Origin of the sequence: Sporosarcina sp. FSL W7-1283 (assembly GCF_038003105.1) — a bacterium.
Classification (GTDB): domain Bacteria; phylum Bacillota; class Bacilli; order Bacillales_A; family Planococcaceae; genus Sporosarcina; species Sporosarcina newyorkensis.
Genome location: NZ_JBBOOL010000001.1, coordinates 2849352 through 2872625, shown reverse-complemented (window position 1 = coordinate 2872625; position 23274 = coordinate 2849352). Strand labels below are relative to the sequence as shown.

Here is a 23274-nt window from a genome sequence, read left to right as displayed (position 1 = left end):
CGTAGACGTTCAGTTGTTTTATTATATGCTGATTGTACCACAGCTATACAAAAATAAAACCCAAATGTATAGTGACCAATACAAGTATGAGGTGCCTGTGTAAAAAACAAACACGACAATTTAAATATTCAAGTTAGTTCGAACAACCATGAATGTTTAAACTAACACGATTGTTTGATGCACAGGCATGCAAATTAATTTCACATTACCCTTTGTTTCCTCATCCACTGCGTCGCGACCCACTTCTCACCTTCCACAACGGGTGCTCCGCCGTGTAAAGTTAAATCATTCAGCATCTGGTCGCTATAGAAATACTCGAAGTAGACAGCCATCCCTTTTCGAGGCGACACAGAAAATTTCAGTTGAGGAAAGAATGTTTCTCCACCTTGTTCTACGTCATTTAAGTACATCACAAGCGTGCTAATTCGATTGTTTGTAACCTTACTTTCAGCTGAAAAGAAATCATGATGCGCTCTGTACTGTTGACCAGGCGTATACCGAAGGATCTGAAGTCCTTCTCCGTGTTCAATCGGGATATTCATAACTGCTGAAACTCGTTTTTTAACTCTTGCGACAATTAGGTTTTCACTGTCATCTATAAACATACTGCTGCTTGTTCGCAGCTCATTTTCTTCACGTGTTGTCCCAATTTTTGAACGTTTTACTTTGTCTGCAGCCAATCGGATCAGTTCATCGCACTCTTCATCACTTAACATATTTCCTAAAACCACGATCAATGGCTCTTCTATTCTAGCGACTATGTCAATCTCTCTATCCGTCATAATTTTTTTGCCAACATGATGAAATATCGTTTGTTCTTTATTCTCCGCTATCATCTTCGAACACCTCTTAAACTGTTTGATTTTCAAAACAAGTGCGTTTTTGGGCAATGGGTTTACAGCTCATAACGGATACTATTTTAGATTCACACTTCCTTTTGGAATTAAATTCAATTTATTGTAGCACGCTAGATTAGAAATCGTAAAATTTGAAAGTATCGAGAGTAGTAGATAGTACTCTCCATACTTTGTTCGGTAGTTTTGGTTCCGCTAAATCAAGGCGTAAATCCGAACCTATCAAGTTAATTGAATTAAGCTAATTTATTTCACCTTTGATTTCATTGGTAAATACATATAAAATGAACTTCTGTACTTCTATACTTCTATGATTTACAGAAGAAGTACATACGAACGGACAAAAGAATAAATGTTTTAGTGGAGGGTCTTTATGAATTATAAAATTAGTAACAAGCAAGTATTCGAACAAGCACAGGTGCGTTCGGTTTCAGATGTGCCGTTTACGGAAGACGAACTTCAAAACGGTATGTTGTTAGCGATAGCTAAGGAAGACGCTACGCTGGCGCTGTATTTGATAGAGGTAGACGGTCAGAAGAAATTTGAGGTTCGGTGGGATGATTCGCACGAGACTTTCACCGGCTGGTATTCCGCCTGGGAAAACTTTACATGGTGTCTAAATATCGCAGGCAACTGATTTTTTAGATATTTGTGTGCAAAACTACTCATCTATCTACTTTAAATAAAAGACTCCGCTGGTTTTTGCAAACTGGCGGAGTTTTTGTGCTTTTAATTGGAGGATTCTTTATATGTAGGTATTTTGTTCATGGACTTTTCGCACCGCGCCATAAGAATGATTTTGTAAATACGGTCTTTTCTCACCTGAAGTTTTCGCTATAATCAAATTAAAATGGGAATGACAAAGGAGATCAAGCGATGAAAAAGCTGTTATATGGGTTGTTTTGTTCACTTGTAATGCTGGCAGGCTGCTCGGCTAAAGAAGAGCCGAAAGTACAGGCGGATATACAGGAGCAAACACAGGAAGAGGAACAATCGCAAACGGTTGAGACAGAGGCAGACGCTTTTGAACCGACAGAGCCCGAGTACTATGAAGTGGACGGTGTAGATCGCGAGTTATTGGATGTAGAGAAGGATTTGCTTCGGAAACCGGGTATTTATGGTGGAGAGAACTATGACGAAGAAAAAGTGAATGAAGCGATTGATCAGTGGCCGGAAGGGTTGACAGTGGAGCAGTATTTAAATGAAATGCTGAACTTGGTGGGGGAAGACTATTATGACGGAATGAAGACCTTACTGACGTTTGATACATCAGTGGAAGTCGATCATACGAAACCTGATGAACAAGTGAACCAGCCGACATTGAAGACAGCTCACTATGCAATCTTGATTGACGCGAGCGGCAGCATGAGAGCGATGGCGGGCGGTAAGACCCGAATGGATTCTGCAAAGGATGCGGTCCTAGATTTTGCGAAACAGATCCCGGAAGATGCGACCATGTCGATGCGAGTGTACGGTCATAAAGGTTCGGGTAATCAGGCAGATAAGCAACTTTCATGCACAAGTACAGAGAATTTCTATAGCGGAAAGTTTGAAGAGCCGGCATTTCGAGAGGCTCTCGGAAAAGTACAACCTGCTGGCTGGACACCAATCGGGCTTGCACTAGAAACGGTGAAAGAAGATATTCCTGCAGATGCAGAAGAAGTAGTCGTTTACGTGGTAAGTGACGGTATCGAAACATGCGGAGGAGATCCTGTGAAGGCTGCTGGAGATCTTGTGGCTGGGAATATACAAACGGTCGTTAATATTATCGGCTATGATGTGGATAATGAAGGGCAGACATTACTGAAGAAGGTGGCAGATGCAGGGAACGGAGAATTTATTTATGTCAATTCAGAAAAAGAATTGAGGAAGTATATGAGAGCACAATACGAAGAGATTCAGAAGCAATGGTGGGAGTGGAAAGAGACCAGCCAGAAAGATGCATGGGATCAAAAAGAGAATCTCAAGGAACTTTCTTTTGATACAAAAGAAACACTTCAGAAACAATCAGTGCAGGAAAAGGAACGATTAAAGAAAGCGCGTGCTTATTTAAAAACGAAGTATAAAGACTCGGATGCTGTAATCAAGTTGTCGAATTATTTAATTGAAGATCAGCACAGAAAATATAATTATATTACGCAGAAGGGCCATGAACTTTATAATGAAAGTATTAAAAACGGCCATGAAACGTACAATCAAGTGATAAAAGAAGGTCATGAGAAACATAATGAGGCGGCTAGGAAGAAGCATCAGCAATAGGTAATTGTTGTACACTCCGGAAATCAGAGGACATTTGATTTCTGGAGTGTTTTTTCGCTTGAAGGCAGAAAAGGTATAGACGTAACGTCCTGAATTTGTTTATATGACGCTAATGATTAAATTTATCTGAGTTCAGCAAAAAACTTTATTTCAATAAATCAGTTTGAAGTGCCTATGCAAGAAACAAACATGATCGTTTAAACAAATGTGGATATTTAAACTAACACAATTGTTTAGTGCAGAGGGACCTATTTAAATATAAAAAATGAAATACATGTACAGTAAGGGTAATGAGGGTTAGTAGTCAGTTATGCACATAGGCGCTGAAGTAGAAAAGTTTTTGTACGTAGATTTGGGTTCTACTGGACCTTGTCATTCAGTCGGTCAAACAAAAATACCAGACATCAACACGATATAAAAGTGCTAATTGTTCTGGTTTTTTCTGTTTGATTAAATTTACTGTGCGAGGGCGCAGTTAAAGGCATCTGTGTTTGAAGTGTTTTTGATCGTTCAAAAGCAGCGGATTTTAAACAAAATGAAGTACCTTTCTTGCAGAAGTCTGTTTCATTAGCATTTTATCACCGAAGCCCTGCTATAATCTGCCCAATAAGCGGTCTCCCCAACTCCTCCAATTCAGTATTGTCCAACTGCAGCCCCCAAAAATAAATAGCTCCCATAAAGCTTTGTACAATAGATTGGAAAAAGTCGTGTGTGGAGCTGATGTTTTGAATTGATTCATCTTGTTTTCCATCCGTAATAATTTGTCGGAGGATAGTGTATAATTTCCGGTCTTCGTTTGTGAAAAAGGTGTGTTCGTTGCTGATAACTGCTGCGGAGTAGATCACGCGCATTAAGTCTTTTCCTAGTTCTTTTTCGATACAGCGCAGTACAGCAAGAAAAAAAGCTTCCAGACGTTCGATGGCGGAAGAATACTTTTGCTCAATATCTTCATAGATATGTATATAGTGTTCGTCCATCTCCATAAAGCGCATCATAAAAATGCTTGATTTGGAAGGGAAGTGCTGATAAAAGGAGCCTTTAGATGTGTTGCTTTCTTTTACGATTCGATCTACTGATATTTTGTCGTAGCCGTATTTTTTAAATAGATCGAGCGCAATATTCATAATATGAAGCTGTGTTTGAATACCTTTAGCTGTTTTGTTTTCGGTTACATCCACAATGCATCCCTCTTTTTGATTTTTTAAGAATAGTTTGACTTTTCCATTAATACTATTATATCATTAGACTACAGTCTAGTCTATGGGGGTGCGGAAATTGGAGAAATTAAAAACGGTTGATGAGCTCGAGCCATTGTTCAAGGATAGGATGCGCCTGCTTGTCGGGGGGTTTGGTATTTCGGGAACGCCGCTGACAGTCCTGCATGCGCTGCCGGGTTTTAAGGCCGGTGACTATGAAGTTGTCAGCAATAACCTTGGAGATTACGGTAAAGGACTGCACAAAGTGTTTGAAGCAGGAAAAATTGCGAAGGCAATCGGCTCGTTTTTTACGATCAATAAAGAAGCAGTAACGGCTTGGTCTAAAGGGGAGCTTGCGATTGATCTGCTGCCGCAAGGAACGCTGGCGGAGGCGATTCGCTGCGGGGGTGCCGGGATTGGCGGTTTTTACACACCTACTGCGGTCGGGACGAAACTCGCTGAAGGAAAAGAAGTCCGCGAAATTGACGGCGTCCGTTATTTATTTGAAAAGGCGATAAAAGGTGATCTTGCGCTTATTAAAGCAGCAAAGGCAGATAAGGCCGGCAATTTGATTTACCACACAACGGCGAGAAATTTTAATCCTGTCATGGCTACCGCTGCCGCAACAGTCATTGCTGAAGTCGATGAAATTGTCGAAATCGGCGAATTACGCCCAGAAGAAATAATCACTCCTCATATTTATGTAGATTACGTAGTGAAAAGCAAATATGTCAAAAAGGGAGATGATTACGTTGAAGTTAACTAAAAGGGATGTCATTGCGAAGCGTATTGCGCAAGAGCTGAAAGACGGGGATTCCGTGAATCTTGGTGTTGGCATTCCAACACTTGTTGCGAAATATATAGGAGACAAAAAAGTATATTTGCAGAGTGAGAACGGCTTACTTGGAATAGGACCTCCGCCGAATGAAGATGAATTGGATATCGATTTAATCGATGCGGGGAAAAATCCTGTATCGATTATGCCTGACGCGTCGTATTTTGATAGCGCTTTCTCATTTGGAATGATCAGAGGACATCATATTGACGTGGCGGTTTTAGGGACGTTAGAAGTGGATCGTTACGGTGAGATTGCCAACTGGTCTGTGCCGAATCAGCCGATTTTGGGAGTAGGCGGTGCAATGGATTTAGTTGCGGGTGCAAAGAAAGTAATTGTGGCCAGTACACTTTTCACGAAAGACGGATCGCCTAAATTAGTGGAATCGCTGACTCTTGATTCTAGCGGCGAGCGACTAGTCAATCAATTCGTAACGGAGTATGCAAGCTTCACTTTCGAAGATGGAAAGATCTTTGCGGATGATATATACGGTGATATGACATTTGAAGAGCTGCAAGACAAAATTGGTTTACCGTTAACACAAAAATAAACGAATAGTAGGGGGAAAGCGGATGTGGAGTTTACTTACGATTGCCATTTCGTTAATTCTTTTAATCGTTTTAGCATTAAGGGGATATAGTATCATTATCATCGCTCCCGTTGTCAGTTTATTTGTAATGGTAACAAACGGATTTTCTATTTTAGATGCCTTCCAAGATACATACATGACCGGGTTTATCGGCTATGTACAAAAGTATTTCTTGATATTCTTATTTGCATCCATGTTTGGAAAGCTTATGGATGACAGCGGCGCGGCTCGTCGAATCGCTCATCTACTATTGAAAGTGGTCGGAAAAGAAAGTAAGTTCAATGTGTTGGTCGCAATTATGGCCATATGTGCATTTTTAACATATGGCGGCGTCAGTTTATTCGTAGTCATTTTTGCAGTTCTGCCAATTGCCAAGCCATTATTCAAAGAACTGGATATTCCATGGCATCTATTTATGGCACCATTCTTTGCGGGGATTGCAACGTTTACGATGACGATGCTGCCGGGAACGCCTTCTGTACAAAACATCATTCCGACAAAGTATTTAGGAACAACTGTTACAGCAGCGCCTTTGCTCGGGATCATCGCAGCGGTGACCGTCATTGCAGTTAACTTATGGTATATAAAGTTTGCGTTAAAACGTTCAGAACAGCGCAACGAAACGTATGAGGGGATGACGAATCCAGATAAAGGCAGATCTAAAGGAATTGAAGATATTTACGAAGGTCGCGCATTGCCGAATATTGTAGTGAGTTTAATTCCTCCCATTGCTTTACTAGTTACATTGAATATATTTAAAGTGGACATTATTTACACGCTGATGGGCGCGGTAGTACTGGCGGCTTTATTATTCTGGAAGTATATTGACATTAAGAGAGACACCTTTAATGAAGGTGCGGTATCCGCCGTACTGCCGATTGTCAATACGAGTGCAGACGTCGGATACGGCTCTGTTATTGCGATTACGACAGGCTTTGGAATTTTTAATGAAGCGATGACAGAAATTCCGGGCAGTCCGTTACTATCACTTTTCATAGCAACGACAGCACTTGCGGGAATTACAGGATCTTCAAGTGGGGGGTTGGCGATTGCGATGGAAGCGCTGTCATCGTCGTATTTAAATTTAGGATTGAAACCGGAAGTAATGCACAGAATCATGGCAGTCGCCTCGGGCGGGCTGGATTCGTTGCCGCATAACGGGGCAGTTATTACCGTGTTAGTTGCTTCAAAATTAACACATAAAGACGCCTATAAACATATTTTCGCCGTTTCAGTTATAGCACCTTTACTTGCAAGTATCCCAATGTTGATCGCAGCTATTTTATTATATTGATGTCTGAGGAGGCAGTGAAATGATTCAAAAGGTCGGCATTATCGGATCAGGAACGATGGGGTTTGGCATAGCGTTTCAATTCATCATAAATGGTATGCCAGTTGTTTTACAAGATGTGAAAGAGGAATCTTTGGAACTGGCAAAAGAAAAACTACAGACATATTTAACTATTTTCCGAGAAGAAGGCATGCCTTTTAACGATTCAGATGAAATCATTAAAAACCGCTTAACATGCACTGTAGAAATAGAAGACATTGCGGATTGTGACTTAGTTATTGAATCAGCAACTGAAAATTTGAAGTTAAAACAAAAAATCTTCAAGCAACTGGATGAAATTTGCGCAGTGCATACGATTTTAACTTCCAATACTTCGAGCTTAAGCATGTCGGACATCATACGCGATGTAGAAAAACATAAAGAACGCGTGATGTTAACACATTTTTTCAATCCGGCGCATATTGTTCCGTTAGTCGAACTTCTAAAAGGTCCGGATACGAAGCAAAAGACGTACGATGAAGTAAATTCGTTTATGAAAAAAATGGGGAAAGTGACGATTGAAGTCCGCCGGGAAGTACCGGGCCTTGTTGCGAACCGCATTCAAACTGCGTTAGCGCGTGAAGCGTTGTCTTTGCTCGAAGACGGTGTAGTTTCGGAGGAGGATTTAGAAAGTGCGATTTTTGCAGGGCCGGGATTCCGTTTTGCATCAAGCGGTGTGTTGAAGATTATGGATTTTGGTGGATTGGATGTATGGGACATTGTAATGGGGCAATTACAACCGAAAATAGAATCGGATGTGCGGACGTTCCCTACTATTAAGGACAAAATCGATCAGGGAAATCTGGGCGTCAAATCATCGAAAGGATTCTTTGAATATCCAGGAATGGGGCTGGACGAATACGTCATAGAGCGTGATCGTTCGTTAATCCAGCAGCTCCAAACGTTTAATAAAAGAGAGAAGGCGATCGATCATGCGTAATATTTTAGTGACAGGTGCCGGTGGCGGTTTAGGAGCTGCGATGGTGAAGAAGTTTGTTGAAGAAGGGGATTATGTGTATGCGGCAGATTTGAAATTGGAAGCCGCGCAGGCAGTGGCTGATTTATATCCCGAAAAAACTGAAGCGGTTGAGCTCAATGTTGCGATCTCAACTTCAGTTCAGCGAGTCATCGATAAAATTTGTAAAGACAAAGAGCTGCATGTTCTCGTCAATAATGCGGGCTTGCAATACCGTGCGAAAATAGAGGATTTCCCAGAAGAACAATGGGACTTGCTGCAGAATGTGATGCTGAAAGGACCATTCTTGCTGACTAAATATGTGTTCCCATATATGAAAAAACAACAGCACGGACGCATTGTTAATATTTCATCGATCCACGGTGAAATGGCATCACCTGAAAAAGCGGCCTATGTCGCAGCGAAGCACGGCGTCATCGGTTTGACTCGCGTTGCGGCTTTGGAAGGGGCCATGCACGGAATTACTGTTAATGCAGTGTTGCCGGGTGCTGTGAAAACACCATTAATTGTAAAACAATTACAAGAGCTTGAAGAAAGTAAAGGCATGTCAGAATTGGACGCACTGAACGAAATCGTCTATCCGAAACAAGCGATGCAGCGTTTTATCACAGCCGAAGAAATTGCGGACAGTGTGTATTTTATATCATCTAAACACGCAACAGCGATAACAGGTGAAACATTAAGCGTTTCAGGCGGCATGTAAATAGAAGGAGGAATTGTTTATGTCAGTTTATATCGTCAACGGCAGCAGAACCGCATTCGGAAGTTTCGGCGGTGCGTTTGTCAATACAACAGATATTGATCTTGGCGTTGCAGTCGTGAAGGAAGCATTGAAGCGTTCAGGAGTAGAAGCAGAACAAATAGATGAAATCGTCCTCGGCAATATTATTCAAACGACGAAATCTTCGGCGTATTTAGCCCGCCATATCGGCTTGAAAAGCGGGATGTCCGAAGAAAGTACTGCACTTATGGTGAATCGGCTGTGCGGCTCAGGATTGCAGTCAATTATTACAGCAGCTCAAGAAATCGAACTTGGAAACGCGGAGGCGACAGTGGCCGGTGGCACAGAAAATATGAGCCAAGCCCCTCAAGTACTGCGTGGCACACGTTTCGGTTCTCCTGCTAAAGCGCCGGTTGTGGAAGATATGCTGTGGGCGACGTTGTACGATGAAGTGGCAGGCTGCGGAATGGGCATGACGGCGGAAAATATTGCAGAAAAATACAAGATTTCACGTGAAAGACAAGATGAATTTGCCCGCATTTCACATGAACGTGCAGCAGAAGCGCGCCGTTCAGGTCGTTTTGCAGAAGAAATTGTGCCAGTAGCGGTGAAAACACGCAAAGGTACGGTGGAAGTTTCGCAGGACGAACATATCCGCGAAGAGACTTCGCTGGAAACTTTGGCGAAGTTAGGACCGGCGTTTAAGGAAGATGGATCTGTCACAGCAGGAAATGCAAGTGGTATTAACGACGGTGCCGCGGCTGTTGTGCTCGTGTCAGAAGACTTTTTAAAAGAGCACCAGTTACGGCCGCTAGCCAAAATTGCTGCCTACGCAACAGCTGGCGTAGACCCGGCATTGATGGGAATGGGTCCGGCTCCGGCAATTCGCAAAGTATTAAAAAAAGCCAATTTGACATTAGATGATATCGATTTGTTTGAACTAAACGAAGCTTTCGCCGCACAGTCATTAGGTGTCATAGAAGAACTCGGACTTGTTCAGGAAAAAGTCAATGTGAACGGAGGCGCGATAGCGCTTGGACATCCAGTTGGTGCGAGCGGTACGCGCGTTACGTATTCACTTGCGCTAGAAATGCAGAAACACGGTGTGAAATACGGGATTGCGAGCCTATGCATTGGCGGCGGACAAGGGATTGCTGTGTTATTGGAGAATGCAGCGATTCAATAAATGGATTGCAGGAAAAGACCTGCAGAGGAGGAGAATGAATGACCCCTACTATGAAAGAGATCGAGAAGAAGACAGTCAGGAAAACGATGATGCGCATTCTTCCTTTTATCTTGCTGTTGTATATAATTGCTTATTTAGACAGAGTGAATTTAGGTTATGCCGCCTTACAAATGAATGCTGAACTAGCATTGACTGCAGAAGTTTTCGGTCTGCTTTCAGGCATTTTCTTTATTGGATACTTCTTTTTTGAAGTGCCGAGCAATATGATTATGAATAAAGTAGGGGCGCAGATGTGGATTGCCCGGATTATGATCACATGGGGAATTGTTGTCATTCTGACGGGGTTTGTTCAAGGGACGACTCACTTGTATATGGCGCGTTTTCTATTGGGCGTCGCAGAAGCAGGATTTTTCCCCGGCATTATTTTATATTTGACGTATTGGTTCAGAGCGCGGGAACGGGGAAAAGCAACCGCTGTCCTTTTATTGGCATTGCCGATTGGTGGACTGATCGGCGCTCCAGTGTCGACATGGATTCTCGATAATATCAGTTGGTATGGTATGTTGGGTTGGAGATGGATGTTTATTTTAGAAGGTTTGCCTGCTATTATTCTAGGAATTGTTGTTGTGTTTTATCTAACAAATAAGCCCTCAAATGCCAAATGGCTGACAGATGAAGAAAAAGAGTGGCTGGAAGGAGAACTGAACGCAGAACGTTTGCAAAGCGCTCAAGTGAACAAAGTTTCTAAGATAGATATGCTGAAAGATTCAAAGGTCTGGAAACTGTCACTCCTCTATTTTACTGGTTATACCGCAGTTTACGGGCTATCATTCTGGCTGCCGACTATCATTAAATCTTTATCAGCCGCTGGCACGACCAATATGGAAATCGGCTGGCTAGCGATGATTCCGGCGTTCGTCGGAATACCTGTGATTCTATTTGTCGGCTGGAATGCGGATAGAACCAATTCGTATAAAACACACTTACTAGTATGTTTCATCATTGGGATTTTTGGGTTCATCGGCTGCGGTTTATCTGAAAGCGTTTCAACGGTCGTCCTCATGCTGGCGATTACTTCCGCTGGACTATATGGATTTACAGGGTGTTTCTTTGCATATATGACATTCTTTTTCAGCGAATCCACTGCACCGGTAGGCATTGCAATTGTAAATTCGTTCGCTGCATTAGGCGGATTTGTAGGACCTATGATTCTCGGCATGTTAGATCTTACGTCAGGAATGTTTGTGCTCTCTGCACTTTTGGCAATCGGTATTATTACGTTGATGACATTGAAATTAGTGTCAAAGAAAGAGGGAATAACGATTTCGGGAGTTCAGGCAACAAGAGGGGTTCCGGAAGCTTGAATAAGAATTTTGCTTTCTTTCTATTAAATGTGGGCAAGAAATGAGCACTGGAATATTAAGACATATAGGAAGAACAAAACTTTCAGATCATCAAGAGGAGACGAATAAAAGCAGGTGGCTGAATCCTTTCGACAAAGGTTTCAGCTTTTTTAGTGTGCCGAGCAGTTGTCAAAAGTACCTGGTCTTCTTTCAATTATTTTTACTCGTCTTTCTGATTTAAAGTAATAAAATAGTAGACACAACTACATATTACGGATGGACGGTTGGCACTCCCTGAAGAAAAGGGGCAGGCACATTGCTCTCGATAACTGAAAAAAGAAGACAGGGGCCTATCCCCCGTCTCCTCATGTTAAAGCAACAACCTTTTTTTCCTTCTTTGCCTCATCAATCTTTTCATCCGCTATATTAAGCTCATGTACGCGCCGAATTTTGAAGTTTTTAAACATCAGCGATCCTATATAACCCCAGAGGGCACCAACACCTGCGCATAGAAGCGCGATGAGAGTTACTTTTACCGGGTCGTTAAATCCATACATAACCGCAAATCCTGCAATTGGCGTTGCTGTGCCTGTTGCGTTATTAATCAGTCCTGATAATGCGATGATGATACCAGCTGACGCGCCGCCTAGGAAGTTTGTCACATAGACCGGAATCGGATTGGCAGAAATAATGTCTACTTGTGATAACGGTTCAATCGCAACAGAGATGGTCGTTTTTCGATCACCGAATTTCATGCGATGGAAAAAGACATAGTTCATAAAGGAAGAGCCGAACACCGCTAGTGCACCGATTGCCATTGGAACACCTGTCAATCCGAGCATCGCGGTTAAAGCCATAGAACTTAGCGGTGCTGTAGCGACAACCGTAATGACGCCACCTAAAATAATTCCCATTATAATCGGGTTTGCATCTGTCGATTGTGTAATAATGCCGCCAATATTAAGCAAGGTGGCATCGACTATCGGATCAGCCCATACCCCAAGTAGCCGAACGAGCGGCGCGGCAAGGATGATGGTCACAATCAAATCGAGGCCATCAGGTACTTTAGTTTCAATTTTTTTCACTACAAAAGACATGAGATATCCCGCGATAAATCCTGGCAAGAGCCCAAGACCTGCACTTGAAGCTCCCATCATTAAAGCATATACAGGAGAAACGCCCATGGCCAGTGCTACAAGGGAAGCAGCTGCGACACCGCCCATACTACCCGCCGCGTCACCAACTTCGCCTAGAAATGCAAAATTTAATAAGTCACCGCCGACATAGCGCTGAAATGCCTCAACCAAAAATGTAGCAATCGCCGCACTTGCCAATGCCCCCATCGCTTTCATCCCTCTAGGAGCTTTATAACTGAAAAGTGTAAAACAAGCTAAAACAATTAGTAAAAGCACGGTGCCTTTAATAATCTCCATGATGTAATCGCCTCTTTAACTAATTTGTATACATTCTTATTTTACAGAAAGATTAGATTATTTCTTTCTGGGATTTTATATTTATTTAAGTTACGAATAAATCATAACGCCAATTACGTATGTTTTCAATAGGTTTTTAGTGGACGTGAGGTCTTTCGTCATAGAAATGAGGGGGAGGTCTCCAAATTATAATTTTACTGTTTGCAGAGAAAATAGCATAAGAAGCTCATTTTTAGAGCCAACCTATCAGGTAATGATTTAGGTACATGAATTAACTTGAGTCCAGGTTCTCAAACGACTTCAAGACAGTTCTGAATTACACTTAGTTTGAGATAGGATCTGATACCCTTCACTATGTACCTCGTGAATGTACATACTTATTAAAGGAGTTTCTTTTAGTATAAACAATCACTATACGCATTTTATTTCTCTTGCACGTCAATATAAGCATTTAATGACGAAGGGTTGCTCGTATGAGCCAGAAAAAAGCATTCTATGTATTTAGATTTAAAAAGGAAAGGGTTGATATGTCGCATAACGTTTCGTAGAACCAAAATCTGTCCATACGTTTGAAGAATTTATTCGAATGGAAGTTGGGATGAAAGAAAACGTTGAAGATCATGACGAACTTTACATTTGCACTATACAAGAAGGTGAGAAAGATTGCGAAGCAGCGCGTAAAAAGCGCGCAGTTGATAGGGCGCAAGCTCGGTCCATGTAAGAACAAAACCCGAGCAGAAACTATAAAGTGGAAGCTGCTTTCATACTGCAAAGAAGGGCAGAGAGATAGCTCCTCACTCTTAAGTAAGAGGTAACGGGTCATCGCGTGAATTAATTGTATTACTAAATTATTCTTAATTTGTGTGCAGAACTGATAATTTCCTAAGACCTGAAATTAAGAAATTCATTCGTGTGTTAAAAGTATTGTGTAAGAATCTTATTATACTTAAACATTCATACATTCTCCTTGTATCAGAACTAAAATTTAAACTCTTGTTTTATTATCGAGCTTAAGTATAATTAAATGATAGAATAGAGTTCCTTAATAAGGAACTTGAAGGGGTGCTAAATTATGAAAGAAGTAGGATCTGTTCAATCAGTTGATCGAGCATTATTGATTTTAGAAAAACTTAAATACACTCCAAAAGGATTAGGCGTTACTGAATTATCATCTGAATTAAGAGTGTCTAAAAGTACAGCGCATCGGTTATTAATGTCATTATACAAGCAAGGGTTTGTACGACAAGATCCCGAAACACAAAAGTATATGCTTGGTTTTAAATTGGTTGAGTTCGGACAAACAGTTTCTGACAATATCGATATACGACATATTGCTTCTAGCTATCTTCGTCAATTGGCGGAGAATACGGGTGAAACAGCCCATTTGGTTATTAAAGAACAGGCAGAAATCGTTTATATTGATAAAATTGAAAGCTCCGCAACGATTCGGATGTTTTCTAATATTGGTAAACGTGCACCGATGCATTGTACAGGTGTCGGGAAAGCGATCCTTGCGTTTTTACCACAACAAGAGATTTTAAGAATCGTTGAGGAAGAAGTATTAGAAAGATTCACTCCGAATACGATTGTAGATAAAGAAAATCTTTTAATACACTTAGACTTGATCCGAAAAAAAGGGTACTCGATAGATGACGAAGAACATGAATTGGGCATCAAATGCGCGGCTGCTCCAATTCTGAATTACAAGGGAGAAGTAATTGCTGGAATTAGTGTTGCAGGTCCAATCATGCGGGTGAGTGAGGAAAAGTTGGATGATATGGCGACGAAAGTGCTTAAAACAGCAAAAGCAATTTCTTTGCATTTAAACGGAGAAATTTAGAAAAATATAAATTTTGAATTGACTTTTTTTTTAGTTTGGTCGTATACTTTGTATAAGGTGATTTAGTGAAACGTCGTTCCTTTTAAAGGAACGACAAAAAAATAATCAACTTATGAAACGATGTTCCTTAATAAGGAACGAGGAGGAGTTAATATGTCGAAGATTGAGAAAAGATTGGCCGAGTTAGGAATTGAACTGCCTGAAGCACCAAAACCAGCGGCTGTTTATGTGCCTGCTAAAAAGTTTGGTGATAAATTCTTGTATATATCAGGTCAGGATTGTCGAAAAGATGGAGTTCTTATTTATGAAGGAAAAGTAGGTTCAGACTTAACAATTGAACAAGGTTATGAGGCTTCAAGACAAGCAATGATCAACACGTTAGCAGTGGTAAAAAGTGTGATAGGAGATTTGGATAAAATCAAAGATTTTGTCAAACTTCTTGGCTTTGTTAACTCCGCAGAGGGGTTCGTTGAGCAACCTTATGTCATTAATGGTGCATCTGAACTTTTAGAAGAAATCTTCGGGGAAAGAGGGAGACATGCTAGATCTGCTTTATCTGCAAACGAGTTACCATTTAATACCCCGGTAGAAATTGAAACAATTTTAGAACTAGAGGAATAGGAGTTTCATTATGAATGTATTCACGTTTGGCGAAACAATGGTTTCCTTTAGTACAGAAAATAATCAATCAATCATTCAGCATGATGAAGTATTTGCTTCTGTTGCCGGAGCTGAATCAAATGTCTCAATTGCTTTAGCTCGATTGGGAAACAAAGTTAAATGGTTTAGTAGAGTAGGGCAGGATCCCTTTGGCAGAAAAATCTTGTATGAATTAAATGCTCATGGTATAGACACAAGTGACGTTATTATTGATACCGAGCACTCTACAGGAATGATGTTTAAGCAAAAAAAAGAACTATTAGATACTGAAGTAACTTATTACCGTGAAAAATCTGCAGCTTCCCGAATGTCTGTAGAAGACATATGTGTCGATTGGGTAAAGGAGGCTAAATTAATTCATATAACAGGCATAACTCCATCACTAAGCAAGAGTTGCAGCGAATTGGTATTTAAAGTTATTGATTTGGCTAAGGAATATGGGGCCTTAATTAGTTTTGATCCCAATATTCGACTGAAACTTTGGGGCATTGACCAAGCGAGAGAAGTTTTAATTCCTATCGCTAAGCAATGTGATATTTTTCTTCCGGGTAAAAATGAAATGAAGCTTCTGTCCAAATTAGAAAAGCGACAAGATATAGAGCGTTGTTTAAGCGATTGGGGTATCCCTCTTACAATCATGAAGGATGGAGAAAATGGTGCCTGGATCTTTGAAAATGGCACATCCGTTTTTGTACCTTCGTTCGAAGTAAAGCATGTTGTTGATGAGATTGGAGCAGGCGATGCATTTGCAGCTGGTTTTCTTCATGGCTACTTGCAAAAGGAAAGTCATGAGGACTCTGTAAGGATGGGTCATGCATGTGCAGCATTTGTTGTAAGTTCTAAGGGAGACACAGATGGGTTGCCTACAAAACAAGAACTCACTCGTTTTCTAGAAGGTGCTCACGGAACTATACGATGAAAAATTTAACTGAAAATTGGAAGGGATGATACTGTGTTATCGACGATTAGTGAATACAAAATTGTTCCAATCTTAAGAGGAATGAATGTAGAGGATGCACTCTTCCTTACTGAATGCTTACATCAATCGAATTTTAACGTGTTGGAAGTATCTTTAAACCAAGCGGATAGTTACACGGTACTTGAAAGGCTTTGTCAAGAGTTTGGAAACCAAATGACAATTGGTGCTGGAACAGTGCTATCAAGCCAAATGGCATATGACGCTAGAGACTTAGGTGCAAGTTTCTTTTTAAGCCCAAATATTTCTAAGCAAGTAGCAAACACAGCAAAGGAATTAGATATACCGTATATTCCTGGTGCACTAACACCTACTGAAATACAGTATGCTAGTGAATTGGGAATTGATGTAATTAAGATCTTTCCAATTCGGCAATTAGGATCTTCTTACATTAAAGATGTGTTAGCTTCCTTAAATAAGGTCAAGTTGTTAGCGGTTGGCGGGGTAGGATCGGATAATCTAAAAGAATTCCTAGATGCTGGTGCTGCTGGGGTTGGAATAGGTAGCAGCTTACTTAAAGAGGAATGGATTACGAATAGAGACCGAAGAGCAGTATTAGAACAGCTAAATATCTATAAAAAAGTATTACAAGAAAAGGAGGGCAAGTAAATGGATTTTGTAAGCGTTTTAATACTTGGCTCAATTGTTTTCTTTGCACTATTACTAAGTATTGGCCCTTATTTTGAGTTGAAAGGAAAAATACTCTTTGAAAGAGAAAAAAGTCCTGTCACGAAAGGCCGTATTGGAATGGGGCTAATGGTTTTAAGTATGGTGATCTTTGTGATTGCTCTCGTACTAAGAACGCAACTTTCATCTCATACCGTGACTCCATACGTTATGGGAGGATATTTATTGTGGATTATTGGTGGGGTTATAGCAGTTATACGAAATGAGATGTTGGCATTTATGGTGCCTGACGAGGAAATAGAGAGAGCTGGAAGGAGATGATTAGATGAACCATATAGCTGCTTTAGATATTGTTATTATTATTTTGTATGTTATTTTGACCCTTTTCATTGGATGGTGGGTATCTAGGGGGGTTGACAGCTTTGAAGATTTCTCAGTTGCAGGCAGAACCTTTGGTCCTTTTATGTTAGCGGCTACATTTGGCGCTACCAATTTTTCAACCTGGAGTTTAGTAGGAAAACCTGGTTTGGTATATAATGCTGGAGTTTCTGTTAGTTGGATTGCGCTTAATGCGATGGCATGTGTTTTGGCGGCAGTAGTGTTTGTACCTATCTATAGAAAATTGAGATATAATACAATGTCGGAAATATTTGAAGATCGGTATGATGGCAGAGTAAGAGGGTTAATTAGTGTAATTTGGATTTTAGCAGATACTTTAAATAGATATGGAGTTACAGTATATGCTGCTGCTGTAATAACAGGTTTAGTCTTCGGTATTGAAATCCACTGGATGATTTTATTAATTGCTATCATTGTAGTAATTTATACATATTTGGGTGGACTTCGCTCGGTAGTAATTACGGACTCGATTCAGTTTTTATTTATGTTTGCAGGATTGTTTATTGGCGGGGCTTATATTTTCTCACAACTTGGTGGATGGAGTGGCGTCGTTAATTCGGTTCCGGATAATTTAATTGAATGGGTACCTTCTTCCGAAAGTGCAAATGGATGGCCGTGGATCATAGCGATTACTCTTTTAGGTTTTCCTTATTTTATTACCAGTCAATTTGTCATGCAACGTGGACTTGCTGCTAAGTCTGTAAATGTGGCAAAGTGGGGGTTAATCTTAGCGGCAATAGTTTCGATTCCAATAGCAATTTTAGAAATTCTGCCTGGACTGGCTGCACATAGCATTCTTCCTGATCAGTTAGTAGCCAGCCTTGATCCAGATATGGTTGGTCCACAGGTATATATTGAATTATTGCCTGTTGGAATGCTTGGAATATTTTTTGCCGCACTTTTGTCCGCTGGTATTTCAACAGCTGACTCTGCTTTATGCGCTTCTTCGTCTCTTTTTACTGAAGACTTTTATCGAAAGTGGAAGCCAAATAAAAATGCAGCACATTATTTGAAAACTTCCAGAATAGCTACAATAATTCTCGCAGTGATTGGTACAATTTGGGCGATGATAGTACCACTATTGGGTGGCGCCGTGGATGCAATTTTAAATGTAATTGCCGTAACTGATATGCCGATTTTTGTAATTGTATGTCTAGCTATCTTTTGGAAAAGAATGAAAGCAACAGCTGCGGTTATCTCCATCCTTGTCGGCGCGCTTAGCGGGCTTTTAGTATCAGTAATGGGTGTGGGTGGAATACAAGGCTTAGCTGCAACAACTGCAACAAGTACGCTAATGACACTTATAACAGGCATAATCTTAAGCTTGCTAATAAAAACGACAAATAAACATGAACAAAAAATAGAAGAGTTCTTTAAAAAGATGAAAATGAAAGAAATTAAAGAATAATAATTTGACGGAGTGGTCTTCTTGATTAATATTGGGATTATAGGCATAGGAGATTTCGGAATAGAGCATGTGCGTACCATTCAATCTTTAAAGGGGGTTGAATTATTTGGTATATGTGATCGTAATATAGAAAGACTAAGAAAAGTGAAAGAAGAATTTTGTATACCTGATGAAAAAACATATACGAGCTCAACAGAACTATTACAAAGCGAAAAATTAGATGCTGTAGTTATCGCAACTGATGAGGTCAGTCATGAACCACTAGTAAATGAAGCTGTTTCAAACGGAAAACATGTATTAATTGAAAAACCTATTACAACTGATGTTTTAACCGCTGAAAGATTATTAGAGTTGAGCAAGAAAAGCAATCTAGTTATCATCCCGGGTCATATGCTGCGTTTTGACCCGGGATATGCCACTATAAAAGACGGTTTAGAAAATCTAACTTCAAGAATTTTATCGTTACGTTTTAAAAGAAATGTTCCCTTTCAACGTTTTTCTTTGCACTCTCGTACACATCCAGTTTTTATGGCACTCTCACATGACATTGACCAATTAATTTGGAATACAAAAGTATCTCCTAAGCGAATTTATGCAATGGAGAAAAAGATTGTAGAAGACATAAATATGCCTGGAATTTTCTTTGGATTAATTGAGATGGAAGATGGATCTATTTGTTCTTTGGAAACTCAGTGGTGCTTACCGAATGAATATGGTCAATACTTAGATGTTGAATTTGAAGTAATGTACGAGGGCGGCCATTTAAGTTATCGGTTTCCCGGAGACACTTTATCTATGATGACTAAGGGAAGATTATCAAGACCAGATATTCAATTGAGTACAGCTATTCATGGGGAGTTTTATGGAGCATTACGGAATGAATTAGAACACTTTATTAGTTTGATTCAAAATCCTCAGCTGAAACCAATTACAACCATGGAGGAAGCAGTTTTAGGGGTCAAAATTTGTGACGCTTTAATTAAATCAGCTAAGGAACAAAGAGAAATTATCTGGGAAAATCTATAGCTATACAGGGGTTGTGACCATGAAGTTAACAGATAATGTTTATTTAGTAGGTAGCGGTGAAATCGGTTTAACCAATCAATATGATTGTCATGTGTACTTGATCGATGGGGGTAGTGATGCTGTTTTAATTGATGCAGGGGTTGGAATCGAGTCAGAGAAAATTAAAAAAAACGTAGAGAAGTATGTACCATGGAATAAAGTCACACGGGTGATATGTACACACTCCCACGCCGATCATAGTGGCGGAAGTAAATTCTTTCAAAGTGAAGGGAAAGAAGTTTGGCTGTCGAAAGAAGAATACAATTGGATGACAACATGCAACGAAGAAGTAGAAGAAGCTCTAAGGCTCGCTATTAGTTCTGGGGGCTATCCAGAAGGTTATGAATTCAGCTATTTTGAACCCGACTATTTAATGAGTGAAGATGATATTATAAAATGTGGCGATGTAGAACTTATTCCAATTCATGTACGTGGTCATAGCCCTGGTATGTATTGTTTTTATATGAAAACAAAAGAAAAAAATACTTTGTTTGCAAGTGATTTTGTTTTCAACAATGGTGATTTAGGTTTGTTAAATGCCCCAGGGTCTGATTTGGCCTGTTACCGAAAAGATATTGGAAAGCTGAGTGGGTTGGAAGTGAACGCATTGTTCTCTGGACATCGTTTATTTTTACTCGAGAATGGTCAGGCACACATTCAAAAAGCGATAGATCAGTTAAGTAAAGTCTTTATGCCTACTACATTTTAAATAAGTTAGGATGATTGGGTAATGAATTGGGAAAAAGAGGCATTTCGTTTATTAAAATTGCTCGTCGAGATACCAAGTATTAATCCAGGTGAATCCACTAATTTTAGTGAAAACTACGGTGAAAAGGAAGTAGGCGTGAAATTTGCTTCTTATCTTCAAGAATACTTGCCGGAATTTACAACGTGGAAAGAAGAGGTATTACCTGATCGGTTTAATTATTATGCTTCTTATATAGGTGGCAATGAATTTCCAACCATTTTATTAGAAACACATTTAGATACGGTAGATATACAAGGCATGTCAGTTGAACCATTTGAGTTAACCAGTAGTGGTGATAAATGGTATGGAAGAGGCGCATGCGATGCTAAGGGACAGCTTACAGCCATGGTCATTGGCCTGCGTAAAGCTTTAGCTGAGAATAATGGAGTTTTGCCTCTAAATGTACTTCTAGTTGCTGTAGTAGACGAAGAGCATAGACATCGTGGTGTAGACTTCTTGATGGAAAAATCTGTTGAAGCTGACTTAGCAATAGTTGGAGAGCCAACATCACTGCAGTTTGGAACTTATCATAAAGGAAGCGTGCGCTTTGTGTTAGAGGTTAATGGGAAGAGTGCTCATTCTTCTACACCGTGGGAAGGTGATAATGCGATTGAGAAAATGACGGATATTATTACCATAATTAAGGAACATGTAAAACCAAGTGTTGAAAATAATTGTCATCCACTATGTGGAAAGAGTTCATTAAGTATTACCTTAATTTCCGGAGGAGAGCAGGTAAATATCATTCCTAGTAATTGTTCGATACATATTGATCGTCGACTAAATCCCCAAGAAAATTGGCAGGATGCAATAGAAGATATTAAAGAAAGAGTCCAAAAAGCTATAAGCCCTAATCTCTGGGAAGATATCATTTGGAATGAGCCGTATCTTATCGATCCTCCGTTAGAAAATAATTTAAATACAAAGGAATTATTAGCTTTAACCGAGGTTCTAAAAAAACTAAATCCGAACATTGAATATAGTGGCTTACAGTTCGGGTGCGATGCAAGCAAAATTCAACCTAAGGGGATCCCTACAGTGGTGTTTGGTCCAGGAAGTATTCAGGAAGCTCATACAGAAGACGAGTGGATAGCAGCCGAACAAATGGTACAGGCTATTAACATGTACTCATTTATCTTTACAGAGATTCATAAATCAGGTCATTGGAGTAGTAATAGTGATGAATAATCTTATTTATGGAAAGTAGTTGAGTGTAAATGAATAAACAAGAAATTGAAAAGTTTAGAAAAGAGATTCCACTTCTAAGCGAAAAAATTTATTTAGATAATGCAGCCATGGGGGCATTGCATAATACAGTCGTAAATCGCATTCAAAACTTCCACATAGAGAGACAGATAAAAGGTTCCAATTTCCCAGCCTGGTGGGGTGTAGTTGAAGAAACTCGTAAGCTTATTGCAAATTGGATTAATGCGAAGCCTGAAGAAATTACCTACTTATGGAATACCACTGCTGGAATCAATGTAGCTTCACAAGGTTTAGAACTCACAGATGGGGATGAGGTAATAATTCCCGATAAAGAATTCCCCGCGAACATATATCCTTGGTTGGCATTAAAAGAAAAAGGAGTCAAAACAAAGATTGTGCCTTTTGAGAATAATGAATTGACCGCGGAACATATAATCGCTATGGTAACAGAAAGAACAAAAGTCATCAGTGTTAGTTGGGTTAGTGCAACTAATGGTAATAAAATTGATATTCAGACGCTAGGGAGATACTGTAAAGAGAATAATATCTTTTTTGTAGTTGACGCAATTCAGGGATTTGCTATGACTGAGTTAGATCTAGCGAAATGTCATGTTGATCTTTTGGTAAGCGGATTTTACAAATGGGCAATGGGTCCTGATGGAGTTTCATTTGTCTATATTAATGAAAAATCAATGGATAAATTAAAGATGCCTTGGGTAGGGTGGGCAAGTATGGAAAATCCCTTTGAATATGAGAGGGTAGAATACCTCCTAAGCAAAAGTGCAAGACGGTACGAGACTGGTAATATGAATTTTTCTGCTATTTCAGGTGTGAATGAAACATTATGTTTACTACAACCTATGCAAAAGGAAATTTATCATAGGGTAGCCAGATTAACTCAGCGATTAAGAAAAGGAATCGATGCTATTCCAAGTCTAACCTTGTTATCTCCAACTTCTAATGAATCTGGAATTACATTATTCTCAGGAAGAGGAATAGAAACCTTTGAAAGAAATAATTTTAAAGTTAACTTTAGATCGGGGATACGGGTTTCACCTCATTTTTATAATACAGAAGAGGAAATTGATAGATTTCTGAATAATTTGTAAATTCGTGTGCCAGGTCTACAAAAAATTCGGATTTGTATATATCCTAGTGAACAGGCAACTATACTGAAAAGTTGTCTGTTCGCTGTTTAATAAACAACAGTTATTGAAGGATCCTAAGTTTTATAATAGCTTCAAAGCGATTCTGAATTGTTCTGAATTTGTGTTTGGACCTGTTACTTTCCTATTTCACTGTATTAATGCTCCAAGCTTAGTTTCCTTCCCGAAAATTATCCCTATAAATTTTGAAACTTACTTTACAATCTCCGTCTATACACTGCAGCTACTGTTAAGGCTGTCTAGAGATAATCAAATGAAGAAGAAAATATCACGGCGCTTGGCGCTATTATTAATGTGCGGGTGAGCGGGTCTATGATGCCGGATCATTAAGAACTATTTGCGGACTATCCAGGATGGTTTTGCGATTAAAAAACTATATAACTAATGCTTCTGTGCTGAAGGCGTTCACCTTGTATATGCTGCGGCTTTTAAAACGAAGTGGATGGCTTTAGGATCA

22 protein-coding genes are annotated in these 23274 nt (G+C 39.9%); 19 read left to right on the top strand and 3 right to left on the bottom strand.

Translation table 11 applies throughout. The features are described 5' to 3' along the window. Positions 1–200: 200 nt before the first annotated feature. Complete coding sequence (locus MKY93_RS15060) at positions 201–836, bottom strand: 2OG-Fe(II) oxygenase (protein WP_340759909.1); 636 nt, start codon at positions 834–836, stop codon at positions 201–203. A gap of 391 nt (positions 837–1227) precedes the next feature. Between MKY93_RS15060 and MKY93_RS15055 the strand changes: the two genes are divergently transcribed. Together MKY93_RS15055 and MKY93_RS15050 are read left to right on the top strand one after the other, a co-directional pair. Further along, positions 1228–1491, top strand: coding sequence for a hypothetical protein (locus MKY93_RS15055; protein ID WP_221835761.1), 264 nt, complete (start codon positions 1228–1230; stop codon positions 1489–1491). A gap of 239 nt (positions 1492–1730) precedes the next feature. After that, entirely contained in the window at positions 1731–3113 is a 1383-nt protein-coding gene (locus MKY93_RS15050; protein WP_078817976.1) for a vWA domain-containing protein, read from the top strand. A 578-nt stretch (positions 3114–3691) separates the two neighbouring features. On the opposite strand, the gene MKY93_RS15045 is transcribed toward MKY93_RS15050, so the two are convergent. Then, positions 3692–4291: a TetR/AcrR family transcriptional regulator gene (locus MKY93_RS15045; RefSeq protein WP_078817977.1), complete on the bottom strand. Its 600-nt coding sequence runs from the start codon at positions 4289–4291 to the stop codon at positions 3692–3694. An 82-nt stretch (positions 4292–4373) separates the two neighbouring features. Here MKY93_RS15045 and MKY93_RS15040 point away from each other — a divergent pair, with 82 nt between their 5' ends. Genes MKY93_RS15040 through MKY93_RS15010 form a run of 7 tightly spaced genes read left to right on the top strand, consistent with a single transcriptional unit; the run spans position 4374 to position 11310 of the window. Beyond that, positions 4374–5075 (top strand): CoA transferase subunit A, encoded by a 702-nt coding sequence (locus MKY93_RS15040; protein WP_078817978.1) that lies wholly within the window; start codon positions 4374–4376, stop codon positions 5073–5075. Then, positions 5053–5694: a 3-oxoacid CoA-transferase subunit B gene (locus MKY93_RS15035; RefSeq protein WP_139366002.1), complete on the top strand. Its 642-nt coding sequence runs from the start codon at positions 5053–5055 to the stop codon at positions 5692–5694. The genes MKY93_RS15040 and MKY93_RS15035 overlap by 23 nt, the downstream gene beginning before the upstream one ends. A 22-nt stretch (positions 5695–5716) precedes the next feature. Then, the gene (locus tag MKY93_RS15030; protein WP_078817980.1) at positions 5717–7027 is read left to right on the top strand and encodes a GntP family permease; all 1311 of its coding nucleotides are present in this window, start codon (positions 5717–5719) and stop codon (positions 7025–7027) included. Positions 7028–7046: 19 nt separating this feature from the next. Beyond that, positions 7047–8003 carry a 3-hydroxyacyl-CoA dehydrogenase family protein gene (locus MKY93_RS15025; protein WP_078817981.1) on the top strand — a complete coding sequence of 319 codons (957 nt, stop codon included), beginning with the start codon at positions 7047–7049 and terminating at the stop codon, positions 8001–8003. After that, positions 7996–8742, top strand: coding sequence for a 3-hydroxybutyrate dehydrogenase (locus MKY93_RS15020; RefSeq protein WP_078817982.1), 747 nt, complete (start codon positions 7996–7998; stop codon positions 8740–8742). The genes MKY93_RS15025 and MKY93_RS15020 overlap by 8 nt, the downstream gene beginning before the upstream one ends. Positions 8743–8761: 19 nt before the next feature. Next, positions 8762–9946, top strand: a complete 1185-nt coding sequence (locus tag MKY93_RS15015) for a thiolase family protein (protein WP_078817983.1) — start codon at positions 8762–8764, stop codon at positions 9944–9946. 38 nt (positions 9947–9984) lie between these two features. Continuing rightward, positions 9985–11310 carry an MFS transporter gene (locus MKY93_RS15010; RefSeq protein WP_078817984.1) on the top strand — a complete coding sequence of 442 codons (1326 nt, stop codon included), beginning with the start codon at positions 9985–9987 and terminating at the stop codon, positions 11308–11310. Between the two features lie 344 nt (positions 11311–11654). On the opposite strand, the gene MKY93_RS15005 is transcribed toward MKY93_RS15010, so the two are convergent. Further along, entirely contained in the window at positions 11655–12722 is a 1068-nt protein-coding gene (locus tag MKY93_RS15005; protein WP_078817985.1) for a PTS sugar transporter subunit IIC, read from the bottom strand. 1072 nt (positions 12723–13794) lie between these two features. On the opposite strand from MKY93_RS15005, the gene MKY93_RS15000 reads away from it, so the two are divergent. The 10 genes from MKY93_RS15000 to MKY93_RS14955 all read left to right on the top strand — a co-directional run bounded on the left by MKY93_RS15000 (position 13795) and on the right by MKY93_RS14955 (position 22760). Beyond that, a complete protein-coding gene (locus tag MKY93_RS15000) occupies positions 13795–14562 on the top strand; it encodes an IclR family transcriptional regulator (protein WP_340759901.1) in 768 nt (255 codons plus the stop codon). A 153-nt stretch (positions 14563–14715) separates the two neighbouring features. Then, on the top strand, positions 14716–15183 hold the full coding sequence (locus MKY93_RS14995) for a RidA family protein (RefSeq protein WP_340759899.1): 468 nt from the start codon (positions 14716–14718) through the stop codon (positions 15181–15183). Positions 15184–15193: 10 nt separating this feature from the next. Then, positions 15194–16141, top strand: coding sequence for a sugar kinase (locus MKY93_RS14990; protein ID WP_340759897.1), 948 nt, complete (start codon positions 15194–15196; stop codon positions 16139–16141). Positions 16142–16174: 33 nt separating this feature from the next. Then, positions 16175–16807, top strand: a complete 633-nt coding sequence (locus MKY93_RS14985) for a bifunctional 4-hydroxy-2-oxoglutarate aldolase/2-dehydro-3-deoxy-phosphogluconate aldolase (protein ID WP_340759895.1) — start codon at positions 16175–16177, stop codon at positions 16805–16807. Then, positions 16808–17146, top strand: coding sequence for a hypothetical protein (locus MKY93_RS14980; protein WP_340759892.1), 339 nt, complete (start codon positions 16808–16810; stop codon positions 17144–17146). It abuts the gene before it with no gap. Positions 17147–17150: 4 nt separating this feature from the next. After that, positions 17151–18632: a sodium:solute symporter family protein gene (locus MKY93_RS14975; RefSeq protein ID WP_340759890.1), complete on the top strand. Its 1482-nt coding sequence runs from the start codon at positions 17151–17153 to the stop codon at positions 18630–18632. A 21-nt stretch (positions 18633–18653) separates the two neighbouring features. Further along, positions 18654–19658, top strand: a complete 1005-nt coding sequence (locus MKY93_RS14970; protein ID WP_340759888.1) for a Gfo/Idh/MocA family protein — start codon at positions 18654–18656, stop codon at positions 19656–19658. 19 nt (positions 19659–19677) lie between these two features. Then, positions 19678–20406, top strand: coding sequence for an MBL fold metallo-hydrolase (locus MKY93_RS14965; RefSeq protein ID WP_340759886.1), 729 nt, complete (start codon positions 19678–19680; stop codon positions 20404–20406). 21 nt (positions 20407–20427) lie between these two features. Then, the gene (locus MKY93_RS14960) at positions 20428–21633 is read left to right on the top strand and encodes a M20 family metallopeptidase (RefSeq protein ID WP_340759884.1); all 1206 of its coding nucleotides are present in this window, start codon (positions 20428–20430) and stop codon (positions 21631–21633) included. A 29-nt stretch (positions 21634–21662) separates the two neighbouring features. Then, on the top strand, positions 21663–22760 hold the full coding sequence (locus MKY93_RS14955) for an aminotransferase class V-fold PLP-dependent enzyme (RefSeq protein WP_340759882.1): 1098 nt from the start codon (positions 21663–21665) through the stop codon (positions 22758–22760). The last annotated feature ends 514 nt before the right edge of the window (positions 22761–23274 follow it).

What these genes read in the sequence shown, in the direction of transcription:
- MKY93_RS14960 (WP_340759884.1), top strand. Translation starts at nt 20,428, where the DNA reads ATGAATTGGGAAAAAGAGGCATTTCGTTTATTAAAATTGCTCGTCGAG.
- MKY93_RS15040 (WP_078817978.1), top strand. Translation starts at nt 4,374, where the DNA reads ATGGGGGTGCGGAAATTGGAGAAATTAAAAACGGTTGATGAGCTCGAG.
- MKY93_RS15050 (WP_078817976.1), top strand. Translation starts at nt 1,731, where the DNA reads ATGAAAAAGCTGTTATATGGGTTGTTTTGTTCACTTGTAATGCTGGCA.
- MKY93_RS15015 (WP_078817983.1), top strand. Translation starts at nt 8,762, where the DNA reads ATGTCAGTTTATATCGTCAACGGCAGCAGAACCGCATTCGGAAGTTTC.
- MKY93_RS15025 (WP_078817981.1), top strand. Translation starts at nt 7,047, where the DNA reads ATGATTCAAAAGGTCGGCATTATCGGATCAGGAACGATGGGGTTTGGC.
- MKY93_RS14990 (WP_340759897.1), top strand. Translation starts at nt 15,194, where the DNA reads ATGAATGTATTCACGTTTGGCGAAACAATGGTTTCCTTTAGTACAGAA.
- MKY93_RS15060 (WP_340759909.1), bottom strand. Translation starts at nt 836, where the DNA reads ATGATAGCGGAGAATAAAGAACAAACGATATTTCATCATGTTGGCAAA.
- MKY93_RS15005 (WP_078817985.1), bottom strand. Translation starts at nt 12,722, where the DNA reads ATGGAGATTATTAAAGGCACCGTGCTTTTACTAATTGTTTTAGCTTGT.
- MKY93_RS15010 (WP_078817984.1), top strand. Translation starts at nt 9,985, where the DNA reads ATGACCCCTACTATGAAAGAGATCGAGAAGAAGACAGTCAGGAAAACG.
- MKY93_RS14955 (WP_340759882.1), top strand. Translation starts at nt 21,663, where the DNA reads ATGAATAAACAAGAAATTGAAAAGTTTAGAAAAGAGATTCCACTTCTA.
- MKY93_RS14975 (WP_340759890.1), top strand. Translation starts at nt 17,151, where the DNA reads ATGAACCATATAGCTGCTTTAGATATTGTTATTATTATTTTGTATGTT.
- MKY93_RS15055 (WP_221835761.1), top strand. Translation starts at nt 1,228, where the DNA reads ATGAATTATAAAATTAGTAACAAGCAAGTATTCGAACAAGCACAGGTG.
- MKY93_RS15000 (WP_340759901.1), top strand. Translation starts at nt 13,795, where the DNA reads ATGAAAGAAGTAGGATCTGTTCAATCAGTTGATCGAGCATTATTGATT.
- MKY93_RS14980 (WP_340759892.1), top strand. Translation starts at nt 16,808, where the DNA reads ATGGATTTTGTAAGCGTTTTAATACTTGGCTCAATTGTTTTCTTTGCA.
- MKY93_RS15030 (WP_078817980.1), top strand. Translation starts at nt 5,717, where the DNA reads ATGTGGAGTTTACTTACGATTGCCATTTCGTTAATTCTTTTAATCGTT.
- MKY93_RS15020 (WP_078817982.1), top strand. Translation starts at nt 7,996, where the DNA reads ATGCGTAATATTTTAGTGACAGGTGCCGGTGGCGGTTTAGGAGCTGCG.
- MKY93_RS15035 (WP_139366002.1), top strand. Translation starts at nt 5,053, where the DNA reads ATGATTACGTTGAAGTTAACTAAAAGGGATGTCATTGCGAAGCGTATT.
- MKY93_RS14995 (WP_340759899.1), top strand. Translation starts at nt 14,716, where the DNA reads ATGTCGAAGATTGAGAAAAGATTGGCCGAGTTAGGAATTGAACTGCCT.
- MKY93_RS14965 (WP_340759886.1), top strand. Translation starts at nt 19,678, where the DNA reads ATGAAGTTAACAGATAATGTTTATTTAGTAGGTAGCGGTGAAATCGGT.